Source organism: Psychrobacter sp. UBA6739 (assembly GCF_002453835.1).
GTDB lineage: Bacteria > Pseudomonadota > Gammaproteobacteria > Pseudomonadales > Moraxellaceae > Psychrobacter > Psychrobacter immobilis_A.
In genome coordinates, this window is sequence record NZ_DKHR01000003.1 from 145,981 (window position 1) to 169,223 (window position 23,243).

14 protein-coding genes (1 of these 14 running past the window's edge) are annotated in these 23,243 nt (G+C 43.9%); 4 read left to right on the forward strand and 10 right to left on the reverse strand.

Annotated elements, in window-relative coordinates:
• Nucleotides 1-277: the 5' portion of an aspartate-semialdehyde dehydrogenase gene (asd, locus tag B2575_RS00965; RefSeq protein WP_296239792.1), read on the reverse strand. The gene continues 854 nt to the left of window position 1, outside the view; the window shows 277 of its 1,131 coding nt (coding positions 1-277); its start codon is at nucleotides 275-277; its stop codon lies off the left edge, out of view.
• 382 nt (nucleotides 278-659) lie between these two features.
• On the opposite strand from asd, the gene B2575_RS00970 reads away from it, so the two are divergent.
• A complete protein-coding gene (locus B2575_RS00970) occupies nucleotides 660-1,784 on the forward strand; it encodes an endonuclease/exonuclease/phosphatase family protein (RefSeq protein ID WP_201559867.1) in 1,125 nt (374 codons plus the stop codon).
• 494 nt (nucleotides 1,785-2,278) lie between these two features.
• Here the strand turns inward: B2575_RS00970 and B2575_RS00975 are convergent, their stop codons facing one another.
• Nucleotides 2,279-3,682, reverse strand: coding sequence for a peptidylprolyl isomerase (locus tag B2575_RS00975; RefSeq protein WP_201559866.1), 1,404 nt, complete (start codon nucleotides 3,680-3,682; stop codon nucleotides 2,279-2,281).
• Between the two features lie 150 nt (nucleotides 3,683-3,832).
• A complete protein-coding gene (locus B2575_RS00980; RefSeq protein WP_413786812.1) occupies nucleotides 3,833-6,406 on the reverse strand; it encodes an LPS-assembly protein LptD in 2,574 nt (857 codons plus the stop codon).
• A gap of 993 nt (nucleotides 6,407-7,399) precedes the next feature.
• On the opposite strand from B2575_RS00980, the gene B2575_RS00985 reads away from it, so the two are divergent.
• Together B2575_RS00985 and murU are read left to right on the forward strand one after the other, a co-directional pair.
• Complete coding sequence (locus tag B2575_RS00985; protein WP_296239793.1) at nucleotides 7,400-8,482, forward strand: aminoglycoside phosphotransferase family protein; 1,083 nt, start codon at nucleotides 7,400-7,402, stop codon at nucleotides 8,480-8,482.
• Nucleotides 8,483-8,615: 133 nt separating this feature from the next.
• The gene (gene murU / locus B2575_RS00990) at nucleotides 8,616-9,359 is read left to right on the forward strand and encodes an N-acetylmuramate alpha-1-phosphate uridylyltransferase MurU (protein WP_296239794.1); all 744 of its coding nucleotides are present in this window, start codon (nucleotides 8,616-8,618) and stop codon (nucleotides 9,357-9,359) included.
• 161 nt (nucleotides 9,360-9,520) lie between these two features.
• Here murU and B2575_RS13555 read toward each other — a convergent pair whose 3' ends face one another.
• From B2575_RS13555 to B2575_RS01020, 7 genes are all read right to left on the reverse strand, one after another.
• The gene (locus tag B2575_RS13555) at nucleotides 9,521-9,637 is read right to left on the reverse strand and encodes a DUF2474 domain-containing protein (protein WP_372815413.1); all 117 of its coding nucleotides are present in this window, start codon (nucleotides 9,635-9,637) and stop codon (nucleotides 9,521-9,523) included.
• 91 nt (nucleotides 9,638-9,728) lie between these two features.
• Nucleotides 9,729-10,745 (reverse strand): cytochrome d ubiquinol oxidase subunit II, encoded by a 1,017-nt coding sequence (gene cydB, locus B2575_RS00995; protein WP_045445007.1) that lies wholly within the window; start codon nucleotides 10,743-10,745, stop codon nucleotides 9,729-9,731.
• Entirely contained in the window at nucleotides 10,745-12,241 is a 1,497-nt protein-coding gene (locus B2575_RS01000; RefSeq protein WP_087814611.1) for a cytochrome ubiquinol oxidase subunit I, read from the reverse strand. The genes cydB and B2575_RS01000 overlap by 1 nt, the downstream gene beginning before the upstream one ends.
• A 503-nt stretch (nucleotides 12,242-12,744) precedes the next feature.
• Entirely contained in the window at nucleotides 12,745-15,219 is a 2,475-nt protein-coding gene (locus tag B2575_RS01005) for an esterase/lipase family protein (protein WP_296239795.1), read from the reverse strand.
• 320 nt (nucleotides 15,220-15,539) lie between these two features.
• Nucleotides 15,540-16,709 carry a hypothetical protein gene (locus B2575_RS01010; protein WP_296239796.1) on the reverse strand — a complete coding sequence of 390 codons (1,170 nt, stop codon included), beginning with the start codon at nucleotides 16,707-16,709 and terminating at the stop codon, nucleotides 15,540-15,542.
• Between the two features lie 279 nt (nucleotides 16,710-16,988).
• Nucleotides 16,989-17,627, reverse strand: coding sequence for a 2-polyprenyl-3-methyl-6-methoxy-1,4-benzoquinone monooxygenase (gene coq7, locus B2575_RS01015; protein ID WP_198329827.1), 639 nt, complete (start codon nucleotides 17,625-17,627; stop codon nucleotides 16,989-16,991).
• A 198-nt stretch (nucleotides 17,628-17,825) separates the two neighbouring features.
• Nucleotides 17,826-19,157, reverse strand: a complete 1,332-nt coding sequence (locus tag B2575_RS01020) for an MFS transporter (RefSeq protein WP_055124429.1) — start codon at nucleotides 19,155-19,157, stop codon at nucleotides 17,826-17,828.
• A gap of 463 nt (nucleotides 19,158-19,620) precedes the next feature.
• Between B2575_RS01020 and B2575_RS01025 the strand changes: the two genes are divergently transcribed.
• Nucleotides 19,621-23,208, forward strand: coding sequence for an autotransporter assembly complex protein TamA (locus B2575_RS01025; RefSeq protein ID WP_296239797.1), 3,588 nt, complete (start codon nucleotides 19,621-19,623; stop codon nucleotides 23,206-23,208).
• Nucleotides 23,209-23,243: the final 35 nt, after the last annotated feature.

Sequence of the window (23,243 nt, forward strand, 5' to 3'; positions counted from 1 at the left end):
TATCACGTAGCGGTTGATGGACTTGCGAGGTATAGTCGCCGCCTTGGCAGGTAATGATGACATCACAAGCTGCTAGCGCGTCAATATCATGAGCATCTTTTAATTGGCCGGTATGAATACCATCAAGGCTTGGGGCATCACCACCTGCGTTGCTGGTTGAGAAAAACACGGGTGTAATACCGTCAAAGTCTTTTTCCTCAGTCATACGTTGTATTAATACTGAACCGACCATGCCGCGCCAGCCTACCAAGCCTACTNNTACTGTTAAATTACTCATGAAACTCAATCCTTTTTACCATAAATTGTTGCATTGTCAGCCGATAACAATGCCGTGAATAGCCATAAAAAGCAAGGCGTTTTGGCCGTTTTTAGTGGTTTTTCATACACTATTAATGATGTTCAGTATAACTTTAAGTTATTAACCTAATGGCGATAGTGGCGATGCCTCACTCGCCACAAGTAGATAGCCCTAAAAATAAGTTCGTCCGTAGTATTCGTTATGGTGGGCGAATTAAAAGTGTAATGTTTTATAGCGGTTAACGAATAATCCATGCTCATCAGTAGGCGATAACCTTCTGAAATGCTAAAGTAAACAGCTAACGTCAGTTCAGTTAAAACCATGGCGATATTCATCATTTAATAGACGGCTAATACATACTATGGATCTCTCACTATTATATTACAGCATACAGTGGCTAGCAGGATTCATCGCATTTGTGACGATTTGGGGCTGGATACCACTGGATAATTGGTGGGTGCGCGGTGTTGAATTTCCGCGTATTCAGATCATGGTATTGGGTGTCATTGCTTGGGTTGGTATGCTGATTTTTTGGTCAGAGTGGCAGCTGGGACAGTGGCTGTTATTTACCGTCTTAAGCATTACATTAGCCTTTCAGCTTAGGATGGTATTGCCTTATACCAAGCTATGGAAAAAAGAAGTTCAAAAGGCAAAAGACAAGCCAGAAGGGCAGGTGCATCAACTAAAAATAATGGTATCAAACGTACTAACGCCCAATGATGACACCCAAAAATTGGTGGATTTGGTGAAGCAAAGACAGCCTGATATTTTAATTACGCTAGAGAGTGATGAAAAATGGGAAAAAGCGCTGCATCAAATCGAAGCTGATTATCCTTACACCGTGAAAGTGCCACTAGATAATCTGTATGGGATGCATCTTTATTCTAAGCTTGAGTTGATTGATCCTGAAGTTAAGTACTTGATGATTGATGACATACCTTCTATTCATGCCCAACTGCGCCTGCAAAGTGGTCGCGTGATTTGGTTGTATTGCTTGCATCCCATGCCGCCAAGCCCGACGGAAGCGGATAAATCTACTACCCGCGATGCTGAGCTATTGATGGTTGGCAAACACATCAAAGAAAACAAGCAAACGGCGATATTGGCAGGCGACCTCAACGATGTGGCATGGTCAAAGACGACTCGACGCTTTCAACGTATCTCAGGATTGTTGGATCCGCGTATTGGTCGACATTTTATCAATACGTTTCATGTCAGCTATCCATTTTTACGTTGGGCGCTGGATCATATTTTCCATAGTGCTTGCTTTACGGTGGTAGATATTCGGCGTATGCCGTCGATAGGTTCGGATCACTTTCCTGTTATGACGACTTTACAATACGAACCAGAAGAGGAGAGCAATCAAGCGCAAAATGCCCCTACTGCAGAAGCGGAAGATATAAAAGAGACTGATAATAAAATAGTAGAAGGTAAAAAAGAAGGTGAAAAAGTCTCAAAGGAACATGCAGAAGAGCAGAGAAGTTAGGGTTGATAGCCTGCCAATACTATAGCCATCGTATGATGCAATGTTAAAAGAGGCTGTAAGCATATGCTTACGTTAAATAAGGTCTTTAGCCTCTAGTCGCATTAAACTGATTACCCTACAATACCTGCATCAACACAAGGATACGCATGGATGCAGTGTTGAGACAGTATCAATAAAACACAGGTCAGCCCGCTGTCTTATAGGATACTGTTTATGACTTAGGATGAGTCAGCATGGAAGAAATAATAACAACAATATGAAGCGCCATAGCCCCGAACCAATCGCCCTAGGTTCGGGGCTTTTCTTTGTGTGCGTAATGCTTACATTTATTTTATTCGATATTCTTGTGTTTGGATATGCTGCAATATATTTAAGATGACCTTCTGATTATTTTTAGCGCATAAATAAACGTCAATAAAGAAAGGGTACATGCATTAGCATATACCCTTTTTGACAAAGCATTATTAGATTTGACTTATCGATGCCTATATCAGTTAGCCAAGTACTTGGATGTAAGCACCTGCGCGTAGCTCTTGTAGCCAGTCTTCTTTGGCTTGCGGTGCTAAGCGCTGATAAAGCGCTTGACGTGCCATGTTGCGACGATATTGATCGCTAATATCTTGTTGGCGTTTGCCGTCTATTTTCAATATATGCCAGCCAAACTGGGTTTTGAAAGGAGCAGAGTAGTCACCAACCGCCGTATTTTTCATCATGGCTTCGAATGGACCAATCATATCTTCTTCGCTCACCCAATCAAGATCGCCACCGCGGCCAGCGGAACCGGGATCATCTGAATAGGTCGATGCTAAACCAGCAAAATCAGCGCCGCTGCGTAGCTGTTCATACAAATCATTAATCTTTTGCTCAGCAAGCGCGTCTGTCTGTAGCTCATCAACTTTTACCAATATGTGACGAGTACGCCACTGTGGTATCAGCATAGTGTCGCTGGCTTTTTTGTCAGCAAGTTTGATGATGTCGATGCCTTCAGGCGTTATTAGTGGTGCGCTGACCGCACCAACCTCAAGTTTGGTAATCTCACTTGATAGCTCTGTAGGTAGAGAAGCGGCTTTATGAAAGCCCATATCGCCACCTTGTAGCGGAATAGGATAGTTGCCTTGGCTGGCAGCGACCGCTTCAGCGACATCAACGTTTGGTGCAAGCAGGCGAGTACGCAGAGCTTCTGCTACCTTTAACGCCTCATTGCGTTGGGCTTCTGAGAGTCGGCTGTAGTCATCCATGTAAGGCACTCGTACATGAATCGTTTGATACTCACTCTGGTTTAAGCGCTTGGCTTCAGGCGAGGCCAAAAATGCATCAATATCTTGTTCGCTAATGCGCACGCGGTTACCGATTTGGCGCTGTTGCAAGGCTTGAATGGCTGCGTCTTCGATTAATTGCGCACGTAGCGCCGCATAGCTACCAGGTTTTGCTGCGTCCAAACGCTGTTGCAAAGCTGAGATGCTCGTCAGCCCTTCTGCTTGCGCGATTTGACCAAGGCGTTGATTAATAGCCGCTTCATCAGGGTTTAAACCGACGCGCTTAACCATGGACAGTTGTAACTCACGCAATATGAGCGCATTTAACACCTCAGACTGTAGTTGTGCTGAGTTTGCTATTGGTTCACCAGCCGCTTGTGCACGTGCTTGTGCTTGGGTAGTAGCATCGATCAAATCGCTCTTTAAGATAGCATTTTCATTGACTAAAGCAATAATGCCATCGGTGCTATTGGCTGGCGTCAAACGATTGACGTTATTCTGCGCGGTCACGGCATTTGCCTGAGGCGCTTGTGATTTTGCAGGTTTAACGGTGGCAGCTTGGGCGCTCAATGTAAGCGCAAGGCTGGCACTCATAGCTAGCAATACAGCACGGCTGGTTTGACGTAAAGAAAAAAATCTCATGATGCTCCTCATCAATGTCATCGCATCGGATGGTAGTTGGTCAACACTGTTTAATACTTTTAACAGTCAAATATTAGACAGGATTGACCATAATAGGGTTACAAACAGGGTTATGAAATATATAGCAAAAATATTTATACAAGCACGGTCTTAATCTTTCCAAGCAGTCTGGACAGGTTCAAAGCCCAAGATTTTATCAGAGAGTAAGCGAGTCAGGCGGCTGCTACCACTACCCAAACCATTCAATCTAATCTCTGCCATAATAGCTTGCGTTGGTTTGTCTTTGACATTTAAGTCATTATAGTAACGACGACCATAAACTGCAAAACCAAAGCAGCAATCTTCGTAATCAACGCCGACCAACGAATCAAGGACTTTATCACGATTGTAATCGTATTGACCTTGAGCCAAGATTCGCCAGCTGTTATTGATTGGAAAGACAGCCGATGCGGTAAAAGCAGAGAGTGGCAGCTGATCGGTGTTTTCATCACGTTGACGTTTGACAAATCCAACATTAAACAAGCTGTTGTCAGACGGCTGATAACGCAGCTCAGTCGTAATATAATTTAAATCATAATCATTGGTCAGTGCGCCACTAACATCAACCCAAAAGTTGTTGTAAGGTTGCGTGCTGGTATCCCAAACCATCCCTGAAGATGAAGAGGTGAAGACAGGTTGCTGATCATCAAGCGTAACACGTCCATTATCGATATAAAACTGCTCTGCAATGCTACCATCAAAACGTGTCACACCCGTTGCGTCGATGTAACGATAATTGATACCAGGAGTAATCGAATGCAAATCTTGCAAGCGATCATGCCCTAAGAACCAACTGTCAGAAAACAGCTGTTCATAGTTAATAGAGGCAATACGCGTATTAAAGTTCGGAATATCGTTTTGGTCTTCATATGGCGAGTAGGTGTATTTCAATCGTGGGCTTAGCAAGCGATAGCCACCCATGGTATCGTCGAATGCGCCAAAAGGCGAGCCTGCTTGATAGAAATTCAGACCTGCATCGATACTGGCTTGAGGTACAAATACCGACTGGCTACCGTCTTTATCACTCAACTGGTTGTCGGCTAAGCTGTCCTCGTCATAAGAAGTATAGAGATGTTGTAAGCTCAGTTTGGGCTTGATATAACCCCAAGATTTTTCCATTGGATAAACGGCGCTGAGTTTATTATAAATTCGCCCGCCACTTTTTTCATTCTCAGAGCCATCGTCGATGGATTTTTTGAAATAAGCGGAATCATGTACACCAGTGATATCGAAGCTCTTCGCCCAAGGCAGTCGATAATCGAGCTTGAGCTGCGGCAATCTTGAATAAGGTTTATCTTTGTCTTCTAAGGGTTTACCATTACTGGTAAAAGCGTCTAGAGTTTGAAAGGTTTCTACCTTTAATTCACCATCAACATAGTCATTATAATAATTGACACGCGCACGGCGTGGTAAGTTTATGGTGCTGTCTGATAGACCCAGCGTGTCAAAATCATTGAGGTAATCTGAATCTGACACATAGCTGTATTTTGCATCACCGCTTAAGCGTGGAATGCTCTTAGATGACCAATAATGATCATAAAAGAAGCTAGAGCGGTCTTCGTCATTGTACTCTTTGTCATTAGGCAAATATGAACCATTAAAAATACCTTCGCCATAACTTTCGGTCAGATAGCGAAACTCGCCTGACACCATAGGATTACGATCGGTATAAATATGGGTATTGAGCGTGGCATCATAATTGGGTGCCAAATTGAAATAGTAGGGTATATCAACCTCAAGACCGCTTTCACTACTGATACTGGCATTCGGCAATAAAAAACCACTGGTGCGACGATTATCAATCGGGAAGTTGAAATAAGGCAAATAGAACACAGGCACGTCAGCGATACGGAAAGTAGTGTTATAGGCTTCGCCGCGACCTGTATCGGTATCCAAATCAATGCTTTTGGCATCAAACTGCCATTTACGATTGGTTGGTGGACAGGTACTAAACATGACGTCATCTAGCTCATATTGACTGTCATTCGGTCTGTTCAAGCGCTTGGCATAACCATGAGCTTGCAGTTCTACACTAGCAAAAGCCACATCATTGGCTGTCGACTGTCCAGTTTCAGTATTATAATTTAAACTATCGGCGACCCCAATAAGCCCGTCTTTTGATGCTTTCTCAGTGAAATTGGCTTGGGGGTTATTCGATGAGCGGTTTGTTGCATTGCTATCTAGTGCGTTGCTGCGTAATACTTGCTGACCTGTCGCTTGGTCAGTAAACATGACTTTGCCTTGAGCGGCGGCAACGCCATTGCTCAAATCTAACAAGACTTTTTCTGCTTCTATCTGCTGGGTACCCTGATTGATGATGACATTGCCCGACAGCTCTGCATAGTCGACATTGTCATAATAACCATAATCTGATTCTGAAAACAGCGGCGCTTGATTATTCGGGAGACCATTTAAGTTTGGCGCAGGCTGCCCATTGGTTGCTCCTGCCTCATTGACCGCGCGTTGATAGTTGGGGTTGCTCTTTGGATAAACCCATTGACCTTCGCAGCGTTGGGCGCTATCTACAGCATTCGGTAATAACTGTAAGTTTTTACCCACTTTTGGAATGGTTTGCGGGGTAGGTGTTAGCTCGTTTTGAATGACATTTTGGTTAGCATTATCACCATTGTTTAACGTTGAGGCATCTGTATCAGGTGTCAGCTCATAAAATTCTGCTAAACGCATCAGACTATCTTGAATACTTTCATCACTCACATCAACTTTACCAGTCTTCTGTGCGGCTTTAGGTGCAGTGGTTTCAGCAAGCTGGGCAGTGCTATTGTTCTGAGTGGTCGCAATCGTATCTGATGCTGGTACAAAACCTTTATCATCACTCTCGTTGATGGCGGTAATTTCTAGAGGGCGGTTGTCTAAAGGACTTTCATTAGTAGCATTCTCATTAGAGATGCTGTCGTTGAAGGTGCTTTCATTAAAAGCGCTTTCATTAAAAGTATTGTCAAAACTATTGTCTGACGCATTGTCATCAGTAGCAGCCTTTTGAGACGTATTACGCTGAAAGTCAGTCTTTTGATTATTGCTATTTTGATAGCGGATATCATTATAGTCGCTGTCTTTTTGGACGCTACTGCGATTGGCATCAGGTGTAACATCAGAGATATAGCGGGTGCTACTGTCAGTGATTAGCGACTCAGTTTGCTGTGTGTCAGCATTGCTGGGCGCAGCACTAACGGTTAGGCTGGACAAGCCTAAGGCACCAAATAAGATCAAACGGATGCTTTGGTAAAGCGGAGAATATAACAAGGGCACACCTATGATTGCAGAGCCTATTGAATTGCGATACTGAATTTAGTAACCATATTATTAATCATGTATGGCGGTTAATAAACGACTAAAAAATCACTGATTGATAATGCTATCTTAAGAATTTGGCTGTTTTACATATAATGACGACTAATCATAGTCAAAAAAAACCAAATCAGCTACACTATTTACCAAAATTTATAATATAGCCAAGCTGTTTTTTGAATGGTTGCTGAGGTTATGCTCAGCGCTAGATGTCGAATGATATCCCAATACGCCTGCTATCGCAGTTTTTTTGGCTCAAGACGTTGCTATTTTAACAAGGTTTTGCCTGACTTATCACTACTTTAATTGTTTATAACTTATATTTAACCTGCGATGCCCATTATGACTGATAAAATACTTTTAGAGCCTAATATGATCGATACCAAACTCAATAGCCGTCTACAACAATTAGAGAGCTGGTTGCAGCAAGTATTTGCTGGTCAAACGTTCCAACTCGATAGTCTACCCGGTGACGCAAGTGCTCGCCAATACCATAGAATCCAGCTGTCAGACAGTAATGACACGACAGTCGCACATTATATTGTCATGGATTCAGCGGACGAACAAGACGCCATGCGCCAGTTTATCAATGTGACTAAGCTGATGGCACCGGCGATCAATGTGCCGACGCTCATCGCGCAAGACGTGACGAAAGGATTTTTGGTGTTACAGGATTTTGGTGCGGTAGAGTTCGCCCATCTGCTCGTTGATGCGACGCCTGCGCAGATAGATGAGCATTATCAGTTGGCAATGCAGACGTTGGTCGCGCTACAGACCGTGCCAGTTGAAACAGCCAAGTCGCAACATCAACTGCCAGATTATGATACCGAGTTATTAGATCGTGAGATGGATTTATTCAGCGATTGGTTTATACCTTATATCGGTGTCGAGCTTGATAAAGCATTATGGAATACTTTAAAAGAAGCCTTAATAAAAGAGATTTTGCAGCAACCACAAGTCATCGTCCATCGTGATTATCACAGTCGCAATTTGATGCAGGACCAAGCGGATCGCTCGCGCTTAGGCGTGATTGACTTTCAAGACGCCGTCATCGGCTCTTATACTTATGATTTGGTGTCATTGCTGCGAGATGCTTATGTAGAATGGCCAGAGAGCCAAGTCTCTGCATGGATTAATGATTTTTGGCAGTTGCAAAAGCAGGCAGGCTTGACTACGGCAGATAGCATAGAGCAGCTCGAAAACGATATAAATGTCATGGGCGTGCAGCGCCATCTAAAAGTGTTGGGAATTTTTATTCGCTTGTCTGAGAGAGATGGTAAAGACCGCTATTTGGCGGATATTCCTAAGGTGATGCGTGATTTAATGTTCGAGTTAGAATGGTTAGAGGCGCACGGTAGACCGCATATGCAACAAGCAGTAGCGCCGTTTAATGAGAGTCTCAGGGATAATATACTGCCAGCTTATCAAAGTAAGTTCGTACAGCAATATATTTAGAACGAAGCACTTGCGAGCTTTATTTGACGCGAATGCTCATCTGATAAGTAATGCTCATTTGATAAGTGACGTTAAAACATTAGCAAGTTTTAATCTGAATGTATAATCCCATAAAATAAAAAAAGGAGCGCACATGTCTGAGATTGACCGAGCAATGATTACCCAAGCAATGATTTTGGCTGCTGGTAAGGGCACGCGTCTGCGTCCGTTAACACTTGATACGCCCAAACCTCTGGTAGAGGTGGGTGGACAGCCGCTTATCGTCTGGCACATTAAAGCGCTACAAGCAGCTGGTATCACTGATATCACCATTAATGCGTCATGGCTGGCTGATAAGCTGATGGATACACTGGGTGATGGCAGTCAATACGGTGTTAAATTGCATTGGTCAGTAGAGGATGATGAGCCTCTAGAGACCGCAGGTGGTATTTTTCAAGCGTTACAAACTGGCAAGCTGCGCGACGAGCCATTTATCTTAGTGAACTCAGATGTATGGACGACCTATGATTTTGCGCAGTTGCGAGATTATAAGCTTGGCGCAGATCAGCGCGCACATCTGTTATTGATTGACAATCCAGAGCATAATAACGGCGGTGATTTTGCGATCAATAATGGTTTAGCCAGCGAGCAGCCGATTGGTGATGCAGACAAATACACCTTTGCTGGCATTAGTGTGATGTCACCACGATTGGTCGATGGGCTGATATCAGGTCAGCCAGCGGCGTTGGCACCATTGCTCAAGCAAGCGATGATAAAGTTCCAAATCACGGCTGAAATAATTTCTGATAATTGGATAGATGTGGGCACGCCTGAACGCTTGGCGCAGGTAAATGAATTTATCAAAAGTAACAGTGTTGATCACCATCAAGGCGCTTAGATTATGGCGTTTAGACTATGGTGTTTATAATAAAGGGCTTAGATTAAGATGCCTAATTCTTATTAGTCTTATATAAGTAATCACATAAAAAAGCAGCGTCGATGAATCGGCGCTGCTTTTTTATGTGATATAGCCATGACTAAGTGGGCTGCAAATGACTACTAGATACCCATAGCCAACTTGATTAATTGAGCAATCGTAAAAATAACTGCAAACCCTGCTATATATAGCCCAATGAACCATGCCCATTGTGACTGTTTCTTACTGAGCTTCTTCATGCTCGCCTCCTACTACATGTTAATGCGCTTTAAAAAGTGTAGCCACTGCTAATATTTGCAGTAGCCACATTTTTATATCCTTTGTTTACCCTTAGTACATATGCTCATGTCCAGTTTTACCCTTAAAGGTGTAATAGGCAAAAGCGGTATAACTCAGGATAATCGGTAGCATTATAACGGCACCAACTAACATAAAGGATAGTGAGGTGTCAGCTGCGGCTGCCTCATAAATCGTCATCTGATACGGTACGATGTATGGGAACATGGCGAAACAAACCCCGATATAGCCCATCAAAAACAGTGCCACAGTCAACAAGAAAGGACGATATTCGCGCTCGCCACTTAAGTCTTTACGCATCAAGAAAAATAATAGTAAAACTATAATTGGCATAGGCGCTAGATATAATAGACCTGGAAAGCCAAACCAGCCTTCGAGGGCATTAATGTCTGAAAAATACATAAACGCTGTGACGACGATCATTGCCACTACCAAAGCAGACAGCATCCAGCCAGACACTTTGCGTGCCCAGACTTGTAGGGTATGCTCAGTTTTGATAATGAGCCATGTAGAGCCAAGTAAGGCGTAACCAATAATCATGGCAAAGCCGCAGACGATCGAGAAAGGTGTGAGCCAGTCAAATGGCCCACCAGTATATAGGCGGTTGCTTGCCTCAAGACCTTGTACAAGCGCCCCAAGCATAATACCTTGAGAGAATGTAGCAACGACTGAACCAACAAAAAAGAAAGTGTCCCATACGTGACGACGTGAAGATGCTTTGAAGCGAAATTCAAATGCCACACCGCGCATTATTAGACCGAATAGCATAAAAGTAACAGGCAGATAAAGCCCCGTCATAATGATGCCATAAGCCACTGGGAAAGCAGCGAACAAGCCGCCACCGCCCAATACTAGCCAAGTCTCGTTACCATCCCAAAACGGGGCAATAGAGTTCATGATGCGGCTACGGTTTTTATCTGAGCCAGCAAAGGGAAACAAAATGCCACAGCCCAAATCAAAGCCATCAAGCAATACATAGATAAAGACGGATAGAGCGATCAGTCCGCCCCAAATTAAAGGTAAGTCTAATACATCACCGTAGTTAAACATTAGCGTAACCCTCCATCATCGACGTCGTTTGCAGGAGTATCTATATCTTCTTCAGTACTCTTAGCAGGATTGCTATCGCCACTGAGCGCACGACCTTGGCTTTCGGTCACTGAGTGCTCATAGAAGTTATCATCGGCAGGATCTTCGTACGGTTTTGGCCCTTGAGCGATCAAGCGTAGAATATAAAAACTGCCTGCACCGAAGACAAATATATAGAGGACAATAAAACCAATCAACGTGGTTGCCACTTGTTGTGCTGCGAGCGGTGACATACTTTCTGCGGTGCGTATCACACCATATACAGTCCACGGTTGACGTCCTGTCTCGGTCACAAACCAGCCCGCCAATAATGCGATAAAGCCAAGTGGGGTCATCATCATCCAAGCACGGTGGAACCAGACACTTTCGGGATTATACTGCTGCTTTTTAAAGTATTTATAGAGACTAAATAAGCCGACCAGCACCATTAACATGCCAATACCAACCATGATGCGAAATGCCCAGAATACAATCATCACCGGTGGTTGGTCTTCAGGTGCCCAGTTTTTTAGACCTTTTACTTCCCCATCTAACGAATGGGTAAGAATCAAACCTGAAACATAGGGGATACTTATTTCATATTTATTGGTTTGGTTTTCTTGGTCAGGAATAGCGAATAAGCGTAACGCTGCGCCGCGCTCATCCTCCCAAATACCTTCCATCGCTGCGACTTTGGCTGGCTGATGCTCTAAAGTGTTTAGACCATGCTCATCGCCAATCAATACTTGAGCGGGTGCGACAAATATCGCCATAATCATGGCCATACCTAGCATGACACGACCATGTTGACGGTGTTCAGTATGCTTTTTAGATTGAATATAATAAGCACCAACCCCGCCAATGACAAAGGCAGTCGTCAAGAATGCCGCTGTCATCATATGAGCATAGCGGTAAGGGAATGAAGGGCTAAAGATGATCTCAAGCCAGTTGGTAGGATATAAAAGACCATCTGCGCCCATCATAAAGCCTTGCGGCGTCTGCATAAAGCTGTTGGCGGCTAAAATCCAAAAGCCTGAAATCAGTGTACCAATGGCGACAATGGCAGTGGAAGCAAAGTGCATACGTTTGCTCACGCGCCCCCAACCAAACAGCATAATACCTAAAAAAGACGCTTCTAAGAAAAACGCGGTCAATACTTCGTAGGCGAGTAGGGGGCCCAAGACGTTACCGGCTTTGTCAGAAAAGACCGCCCAGTTAGTACCGAACTGGTAGGACATTACTACACCGGATACCACGCCCATACCGAATACCACGGCAAATATTTTGACCCAATGCTTGTAGACTTCAGCATAGATAGGCTCGCCTGTTTTGAGCCAACGGAATTCAAGCACCGTTAACCAGCTGGCAAGTCCGATAGAAAAGGCGGGAAAGACAATATGAAACGAGATAACAAAAGCGAATTGGATACGCGCGAGCATCAGCGCATCGAGCTGGTCAATCATAAACGTAGCGAACATAAACGGTTACCCTTATCTGTTAGCTGAATAGCGCTGGCTTCCATAAAACGCTCAAGTAACTGCCCGCAATCGTCTATAGATTAAGGTAAAAAATAGTACGGGCAATGGCTCAGTGTTGATTAGCGAGCAATCTTAGGGATAGAGTGCGGCTAAGCTAACGACTGTTTAGCTGAATTAAGTAATTTATATCCCTATAAATTAATACATTACTGTCAGGTGCTGTCAATATATTATGCGCTTCCCTCGATACACACGCAAGCTGCGCAACAGATTGGTCGCATACCTGTTAGTCATTAAAAACTGCTGAGATAAACCCAAATATATCAGACTAATCGCTTGGGAAAACAAGGTGTTATCAAGTTCACCTTAATAACAGTAATGTTTTATTTGTGTACTAGTATAGGCACAAATATCCAACAGAGTACAAAGTTGCAAAGCCATCTGCTTTACTCTTAATTTTAAAGTGCAAAGACCAGTGCAGTGCTATATGACACAAGCAATCATCATTCCTGTAATTGTTTGTGTAAAATCTGGCGCAATGTCAAAATAGTTTGCGGGTTAGTTTGAATGCTATGACCACCGCTGATAATCGTCTCAGAGGCTGCGCCATCAAGATGAGCACTGGTATAAGGAACAATACCATCTGAGAGACGTTCAGTTAGTGCTTGGCTGATATCTTCATTGACGGTGACGGCTGCAACTAGCGGTTGGGCAGATAGCTTTGAGTTATCAGAAGAGCTACTGGTACCGCCTGTCTCATCTTTGGTGTCTTCTTCTACTGCTTGCGATAAATCAACCTTTGCACCGGCTGGCTGCATTTGCGCCAATCCTTTAGTAATATCGGCATCATTATTGGCAATGATAGAGTGATAGGTCACACGATCATTGATGGTGATGTCTTTCGTCAGCTGTATAAAAGAGGATTTGTCGCTCAGCTGACTTGCGCCATTTTGTAAATATAACGCACCCAAAGGATTTTGTGCCAAATCACCTTGTGTGGCAATAGTTGCCAAGTTGTCCGTGACAGTTTTTACCAAACCGACTGGCAAATAGACAATACGGCGCAGTGCCCGAGTGAACCAGCGATCTGCATAGTCAGTTCCGCGAAAAGGCGCTGATAAAAAGACAGCCGTATCTACTTGGGGTAAGGCTTTTAGCTCAAAGCGTTCTTTTAGCTGATCTTCACCAAATGATGCTTTAAGTGCGTCACGAATCTTACGTTTTTCACTGTCAGACAGCACATTTTGATCGTCTAATCGATCTAGGTCATCGACCAAGTTCTCATCAGATAGCATCATGCGGGCGATAATGGCACCCATGCTATGACTGATAATCACGCTGTTTTTGCTGGCGCGATTTTGTCCTTTAGGATCAGTTTGCTCGTAGGTGCTGTTGATTAACTGTTGTATTTGATAACGGTTTTCTAAAATGGGCAAATTGGTTGGATAGAATATCTGCCACACTTGATAGTTATCACGCAACTTATCGTCGTTGAGAATATCGTTGGTTAAATTGACCCAAGTGGCAGGGCTAGAAGCCAAACCATGCAGCATAATCAGGACACGCTTATTGGGATCATAAGGCTCAAGCATGAATAATTTGGGCAGTCTGGCCTCTGGCTGGCGAGTGATTAAATTGAGATAACCGACGCCATCTAGCTGGTTCTCAGACAGCCACAAGCCATAACCTGCAGAAAAGTTAGCCGCCAGTGGATAGTCACTATTAAGGATATTAACGCTTTCGCTTTGGTATGGGTTGTATAAATGAATATCGAGTTTGCGACTGCTTAGTACATCCAGTACGCTATCGCCGCTTGGTTCAATCAATCCTGTTAATAGCAAATGTCCAGTAGGGTATATACGCGAACTTGGCTTGCTCTCATCTGTGTCTCCATCTTTTTCATTGGTCAATCGACCTGACAATGATGACACTAATAATTGGCGAATCGTGGTGGTATAGCGGTCATCCAGTGAGGCCACCAAGCTGATACCTAAGCCTGGACGTTTGCTGATTGAGTTAAGCCCAGAGAGGCGTAATTCGTAAGTGGAAACCAAGTCTGCTAGTGCAGAGGTCTGCTTATGTGCATTTTGCAAATAGTTATTTTCATTAGGCAAATAAACACCAAGATCATAATCATCAATTTGTATTTTCATGACGTTGACTTGATCAGTAGGTTTACCTTTGAGCGGTGAATAATTGGCAATCGCGGCTTGGCTACTGTCATTAAGATTGCTAGCGGATGTGGGTAAATAATCTACTTTGGTGCCGCCCATCAATTTATTTGAGCCGTTGGTTGATCTATAAAGCTGGGTTATCACATCATTACTGGCGGCATTATAGATGTCTTGGGTCTGAATATCGGTGTCATTTGGAATACGATTCTGTGCCTGAGAGGGGCTTTTGTCTTGATCTGCGCCCTCAAAATCATGCGTCAAACTGTCATAAAATAAATAGGTATAACTGGATTTGATAGCATCGAATAATCGTTCTTGATAACCTGTTAGACAGCGATTGGTGTTTTCTTGCTGGACTTTAGCTTCTGTATCTTCTAAAGGTGCATTGGCATAATAAGGATCAAGTGGCGGGCGAGCCAGCGCATTGCGGCAGTCCTGAGAGGCAGAAAGCTGTCGCGCTTTTGCGTAGTGTAACTCTGCAAAAACTGCCAAAGCAGGACGGTAGTGTTCATTCAAAATACTGTCAGTAAGCTGAGTGAGGCATAAATCAAACTGCTGCATACAGGCTTGCTCATTGAGCCCTGCCGATAAGAGCGCTGATGCCGTATCACTGCTTAATTTTTTGGTGGTGACGATATTACCGCGCTGCGCAGTAATCGTCTTCGCTGACGCTTGCTTATTCACTGATACCGTACTGCACGCAGGTAGTAATGCTACCGCGGCTATCAAGGCGACTGATGTGATTGAAAATGGGGTTTTCTTAGCATGCGTCACCATATTTTTGATAGGGCTAGCGAAAGTCATAGGTGAGTCCAGTTAGTCGTAAAAGCATGATTGAGTCAGTAATTTATAAGAAGAAGTGTAGCGTAACTTTTCGCATTAAACTATTTTATTTAAATTTCAAAAATACGGTTTAAACTTCGATAATCGAATCGAACACGCATTTAAATAAGGTAGACAGCAAGTTGGGTTCAATGGAATTTCGCTAGACATAAAAAAGCCCCTGACTCTATATTGAAGTAATTTCGATATACAGTCAGGGGCTTAGTCGAGTCAATCTAGCTTATGGAGCAATCATGGTATTTGTTAAATTCACTTAATGACATTTAAAAACCCAATCAATGTTAAGCACTAGGCTTAACATTGATGTCAGGCGCAGGTATATCCCAAATGTAGAATTTACCCTCTTCAATAAGTTTGATTTGCTGACGAATGATGTCATTGTTAGGGTTTTTCTGTTCGAGCCGACGTAAGCGCTCTAGTGCATTATCGCGGCGATCACTTAACAAGTCTGACTGTGCCAAGCTTTGCTCTGCTTCGGTATAGCCAAGAGACACTGCGCGGTCTAGGTATTTTTGACCTTCTTTGAAGCCGCCGCCTTCTGACAACATCATGCCATATAAGAAGTTGGCTTCGCCGCTATTAGGTTGCAGTTTAATGGCACGGTCAACATATTTTCCACCACGTATCGTATAGTCTGATCCCAAATCTAAGTTACGTCCCATGCCATTAAGTTTAGCGGCACGAATCAATACATCATAAGAGGCGTTTGTTGATTCAGCATAAGGCTGTATCCATTCAGCCAATACTTTGATTTTTTCACGCGTATAATGGCGCTGTGAGCGGTTAGGAAAGTTTGGTGGATAATGACGAGCATTAGGTGAGACGTCTTCGATGAAGTCATCAAGCAAGCTCACATCTAGCTGATCGTTGTTATTACCGTTTTGCTGAGGAATCAACACAGTCGGTACAAAGCTTACGTCTGACAATTGCACTTGCGGCGTTGGTATATTGGCAAGCTGACCACTACGCAGGTCGACACCAGTAGCGGTCAGTGGACCAGGCTCATAAACTCGAGTGGTGCCAGTGAACTCAGGTATTTTTGGTGCTGGTACAACATCTTGTGGTTGCAATGTACTCATTGGCGCACGATACGGCTGAGCATTATTTGGCAAAGGAGCGCTTTGTGGAACGCTAGTGCTTTGAAGGTCAGTTGGTTGAGTATTGGCTGTCACCGCCGCAGTAGGTAAAGTGGATGGAGTACCCTCTTGTGCTGTACTAGCCGCAGTCGGTCGAGCAAGGCGAATCACACGTTTGCTAGAATCCATAGCGCTAGGCACCGATGTGGCAGTAGTATCGGTCTTTGCAGCATCTGTTGCCGCATTGGTTTCAGCCGCATTGACAGGCGCTGATAATAGCATGGCACAAGCTGTTGCCAGTGCTGTCAGAGTTGCCAGTTTAGGCGACTTGCTAGACGAACGGGCAGAGAGAGTCGATTGGTTGATGGCTTTCATAAAAATCGTTACCTTAATTTATTTAGTTGTTATTTAGCAATTGAATGGTTATTAGCTCATGTCTTTGCGGCAAAATCATACAAATTTTTAATACCCTAACAAATTCAGCTGAGCGCTATCAGTAGTAGGATTGTTAATAGTAACGCGATAGCGTGTACGTCATGCCAGCGACAGCAGGGTAAATGAGAGCAATATCAATAATAAAGCGCACTGCACTTACCATCACAACGAACTTACCATCACAATCTATTGCTCAAAATCTGCTATCAAAGATGGCAATTATAAGTGATATGCCGTGGCTTTCATGCGATTGGCCATCCAGCGCATAGTATGACGTACAGGTGGTGATAACGCTGCGCCGCCACTTGCTAATGCCAGCTCACGATGATGCAACTCTTCAATATCCATTTGTGCCAGTATCTCTTTTGAGCGTTTATCGTGCTCTGGTAATTGGGTGATATGGTCTTGTAAATGTTCGCTGACTTGAGCTTCTGTCTCGGCGACGAATCCCAAACTAAATTCATTAGAGATGGCACCCGCGACTGCGCCAAGACCGAAAGACATGCCATACCATAATGGCGTAAAGACACTGGCATGACTGCCAAGCTCGTCTAATCGCGTCTCGCACCAGACCAGATGATCGACCTCTTCTTCGGCTGATTGCTGCATGGCTTGCTTGACGCCACTGTCTTTGGCGGCAAATGCTTGACCATGATACAGACCTTGCGCGCATACTTCACCAGTATGATTGATACGCATCAATCCTGCGACATGTCGCGCCTCGGTGATTGTGAGCTCAGGAATCTCGTCACTGCTGACTGGTAGTGGACGAGTGCTAGGGTTTGAATGTGGTACGACAGCTCGTAATGCCTTATCGACCCCAAGTAACAATTGGTCGACTTTGGATAAGGGACGCAGGGCCATGATTCACTCCTGATGGCTTAAATACGATCAAAAAATTAAACTTATCTGTTCTTCTAAAAACATTATCTGTTTTTCTAAAATAATGATAGTGATTAACGCATAGGTATTACTATAGCAAACAATCTAAATTATCAGCACCAATATTATCCATTTGATAACACACCGATTGCTATAGCAGCATGTCAATCTTACTTATGGAGCCACTTCATCATGCGTTTGGATGACCGCATTTTTAATATGCTTATTGAGTTTACTGTATAAAAAGGCACCGAAGGCAATGTTTATGAGTCCTGTCACCAAAAACAGCTGAGGTAAATTGAATCCCAAAGCGTTCAAGATAACGATAGAGAAAATCGCTGAGGTGACCATAAATATCGCGTTAAAGATATTGTTGGCACCAACGACGCGCGCGCGGTGGCTCTTGGGTGCATAGGCTTGCATAGAGGCATATAACGGTACGATGTATAAACCGCCGCTAAAGCCCAAAAAGAATAAATCAGCAAACACGCGCCAGCTGCCACTCACCGCAAATAACTCACTGATGCCAAACAGAGTCGCATTATTCACATTGATGTTGAGACTTGACAGTGAAAAATACAAATCAATTGCAAAAATACTTAAGCCGGCGATACCAAAGGGCAAAAGACGTAAGCTGACTTGGTTTTTGGTTAGCGATTTGCATAATAATGAGCCAATCGACACACCAACAGAAAACAAGGTTAATAGGAAAATAACCACTGATTCATCACCATGTAAGATGACCTTGCTGAATTCTGGCGTTTGGGTCAAAAACGTCGCGCCATAAAACCAAAACCAGCTATTACCAAGGATGACAAAGAATAAAAAAGGCAATGAATATAAGTAGCGCACCGTCGCCACACTAGTGGTCACAATGTTCCAGTTGATTTTTAGGTTTGGCTGCATCGCTGGCATGTGGGGTATTAATCGTGCGACAAAATAACCCAATACGGCGATGACCAATACGGTCACACTTATCCAATAGAGCGGCTGCGCTATCTGGGTTAAAACACCCGCGATAATCATACCGAGCAAGATTGCTAACGATGTCCCCATTTGAAACAAACCATTAGCACCAACCAATTCATCTTCTTTCATTGCTTGTGGTAAGTAGGCGTATTTAATAGGCCCGAAAAAAGTAGATTGAGTACCCATGAGAAACAACGCAACAAATAACAATGCATACCATTCAAACACGAACCCTACTGCCGCAATTACCATAATTACGAACTCAAGCAGCTTAATCAATCGTGTGAGTTTTGATTTTTCAAATTTATCCGCGATTTGTCCTGCCAGTGCAGAAAACAAAAAGTAAGGTAAAATAAACAACATCGCGGCCAAGTTATTCAAAATACTGACTTCCATGCCCAACTGACTCGCAGCGGTGTAAGTCAAAACCAGTATGAGCGCTTGCTTAAAAATATTGTCATTAAACGCGCCCAAAAACTGGGTAAAAAACATGGCGCTAAAACGGCGGTGCTTAAATAATTGAAACTGATTGGCCATGAAAATTCCTACAGACGGGTCGCGGTTGCTAGATCAAAGAAAAGCGCTGAATACCGCTTTTAAAGTGAAAGTAATTATCGATATAATTATTAACAGTATCAAAAACTTATCGAAATATAGCATAGGTTTTATCAATATTAAGCCGTATAATAGCAAGGCTTTGGTAAAAATACATGCGCGCGACGCTATGATTTCATAATTATCTAAGTTATGATTTGTAAATTTTGCATGGTTGCGTCGCGAGGTGTGAGTGATGGCAAAGGCTTGTACCACTCACGCATGTCCATATCTTGATAAAAACATGGTGCTAATCTGACACCAAGGTTTGCGTTATAAACGGTCATTATCTAAAGCAAGACAGTAAACCATAATTCAGCCAACTGCTATAAGTTTATTCACCGGTAAGACTAGGCGATTGTTATCGTTCATAATATTGTGCCGCGTGAGGTGATAGGAAATACACATGAAACACCAGCCTTCAACGCTCGCGCGCAATGTATCGATGATGCAGTGTGATACGGATAATGTTCGAGAGGATATTAAAATTCAAGATTTTCAGAGTGACCGTTTTCAAAAAACACGTCGTACAGCAGCTGTGACAATTCATAGCAATGCGCCGCGCATTCATTTTACGCGCTCAGCACTTTTCACTGCGCTAGCGACCAGCCTGGTGGGTTTCGGTATGGCACCTGCTGCATTGGCTGATACCACAAATAATGTCAGTTCTCCTAAACCACCTACGAGCAATCAAATAGCTGTCGATCAATCAAACATTCAACCAACCAGAACTCAATCGACCACACTGTCAGATGATGATACTCAGCTCGATATCGCTTTGGATGCATTGCGCCTAAAAAAGGCAGTAGAGCAGGGCATTATCGATCAGTCAGTATTGGATGAGTACAGCGAACAAAGCCTAGGCATTAAGAAGTCTGATGCTCAAGATAAAAGCGCTAAAAAACCAGCTGCTCAGTCTCAGGGTATGGCCAATTCTCAGGCAAATGCCATGGATAATATGGCTGGCGCAAATGATGCTCAGCTCGATCTTTCCAATAGCGCCAATGATGACTTGTTGCAACAAGCCGCAGCCATACAGCAGCAGGGTTATCAGATGATGACGCCCGAGGAGATTGATCGTGAGCTGGCTGCGATGGACATGCAGAATGCCCAAGATATTGATGACATCAATAATAGTACGGACGTTAATAGCAGTACTGACGTTAATAGTACCAACGTTAATAACAATTACAGTAACAACAATAATGATATCAGCAATAACGATCGCGATTTTGACGCGCCAATTGCTACATTAGATGATGCAACCCCGCCTATTGGTTTAGATGTGGATTTGGATGCGACCAATCTGCCAACTCCTAACAACCTTGAGACATTGGGTAGGAATGAGAGCGCCGCTGAAAGTGCACAGACGGCTGAAGTTATGTCGCGTCCGATCGATGTTAGCGACTCTGTCAGTAGTGGGCGCGTGGATGGAACCGGTACTTTCGATAATGAGATTGTTGCCAATGCCAGTGATGAGACCAATGAAGATGGTACAACATCAGATATCATCAATCCTGATGACTACTTGCCAGACTATCAAGCGGACTCTCAGGGAATAAACCAGAGTATCGAACAAGCTAGTAAGCCCAAGCCAATGGCGCGTAATAAAGGCAATATCGTGAAACGCCTTTATAACCGTTTATTCAATGCAGGTGTGATGGCATTACCACATGTAGATACTACAATTTATCTACGGCAAGCGACCGCTGAAGGTACTGTCAATGGTAAGCCAAAGCTCACCAAAGCGGATAATGACGTTCAGCCCATGAAAAACATCAAGGCTGCCCTTGATGATACGACGGTTCAGTCAGTTACCGACTTTACGGCCGCCTTGCCACGCCTGCGCCAAACAGCATTAGAGGCAGCCCAAGCAGTGGGTTACTATGATATTACGTTACGCCTACGTCAGCGCAATGCTGACACGATCGATGTCATTATCGAAGAGCTGGGCGAGCCGGTACGTGTGGACAGCCGTATTGTTGAGATTCGCGGTGAAGGCAGTGAACAACCAGAATATATAGCACTTGAAAAAGACTTGCCGCCACAAGTCGGTGATATCTTCAATCACCGTGTTTATAAAGATAGCAAGGCGGCCCTTGAGTCGCTGAGTAATACTTATGGCTATTTTGATCAATATTGGCTCAATAAATCCGTTGATATTATCTTGCCAGATAATACAGCAGATGTGTCGCTGGTCTACAACACTGGTGATCGTTATGAGTTTGATGACGTTGTGTTTTTTACATACGATGAAGAAACCAACACCTTAACCCAAGATCCTGACAAGCTACCTGTTGAGTTGCCACTATTACAACAGTTGTTTGACTTTAAGCGCGGTGATCCTTTTTATCGTCCAGCGGTGACCGAGTTTAGCAATGACTTATCAGCGACTCGTTATTTTAATACGGTCAACGTTGAGTCGATATTGCCGCCAGATGAACGCAGTGAAGCCAGTACTTTGGCTTTTGATAACACACCTACCAATGATAGCGGCACACTCGACGACGATATCAATAGTGATGGCGCCTCAGACATTGCGGGCAATAATGGTGCTGAAAGTTCAGCTGCTTCTAATAGTAGCCGTGTTAATCAAGACAATAGCGCTGATGACGGTGATGAAAATAACGCAGAGAGTGAGGGTAATACGACTGCCAATAGCGGTGAAACAGTCAATCCCGCCGACATTGCGGCGATCGATTTTGAAGCTGATGCAGCAACACTTGATAAATTACAAGCTATCAAACAAAAAGCAGAGCGTTTGAGCCGCTTACCAAATGACCGTGTATTGGATGAAAAAGACCAAGAGGCGGACAATCTTTTGGGTAAGATAAGCGACGGCATCAGTAATATTGCGCAAAAAATATTCCCTGATGAAGAAAGCTTAATCACTGATGAAAACTTTGTACCACCAACGCTGGCTGGTCGAAAAACCCCGCAACAAGTGGCAGAAAGTAAAAAAGTACCGTTGTATGTTTTTGTCTCTTCAAGTAAGCCGCGCGATGCCCAAGTAGGTCTTGGTTACGGCACAGATACGGGCGTGCGAGCGACGGCAAAAATAGACTATAATTTGCTCAATCGTAAAGGCTATCAAGCCGGTGCGGAGACCGAGGTTTCCAGAATTACTAAAAACGTCGCTGTTTATGCCAGTCGACCTTGGAAACATCCACTTAACGATAAATTAGATGCACGTCTTACCTATGAAGAAGAGGTCATCGACCAAGGTGAAGGCAACTTCGACTTATCTACTACGACGCTAAAAGCAGCATTGGCGCGTAATATTCGCCGTGACAGTGGCTGGAATCGTAGCTACTCTGTTAATTACCGTTTAGATGAGCTAGAGACTGGGGTCGATGAAACAGAGTTGGACGATCTACCTATTCGCTTTACTTCCTCTAAGCCTAAGCAGCAAGCGCTGCTATTTGGTTATGGTATGAACAAAACCGACGTAGACAGCGTGACCAATCCGACTCGCGGTATGCGTCAATATTACTCGCTTGAAGCAGGGGCTGATAAAGCCCTTAGCGACACTAATATGGCAATCATTCGCGCGGGTGTCAGCGGCATTTATAGTTTTGGCGATGAGCAAAAGCATCAAGTGCTGGGCAGTCTGAATACAGGCTACATCTGGGCAGATGATTTTTATGATGTGCCTTATAAATTACGCTTCTTTGCGGGTGGTGACCAAAGTATTCGTGGCTATGACTATGAGAGCTTGTCACCGCTCGACAAGGGCTATTTGACTGGTGGGCAAGTGCTCGCAGTTGGTAGTGCAGAGTATAATTATGAATTTAAACCAGGATTCCGCGGGGCATTCTTCACTGATGTGGGTAATGCTTACGACAAAAACTTCGAGACTGAGACAAAGGTCGGCGTCGGTGTTGGTATCCGCTGGGCATCGCCAGTCGGTGTGGTACGAGTTGATGTGGCTGCTGGGGTGACAGAAGAAAGCATACCCGTTAGACTGCATTTCTTTATTGGCTCGCCTTTATAGCCATGTAATCCAGTAGTGACATCATTTAGCGCGTA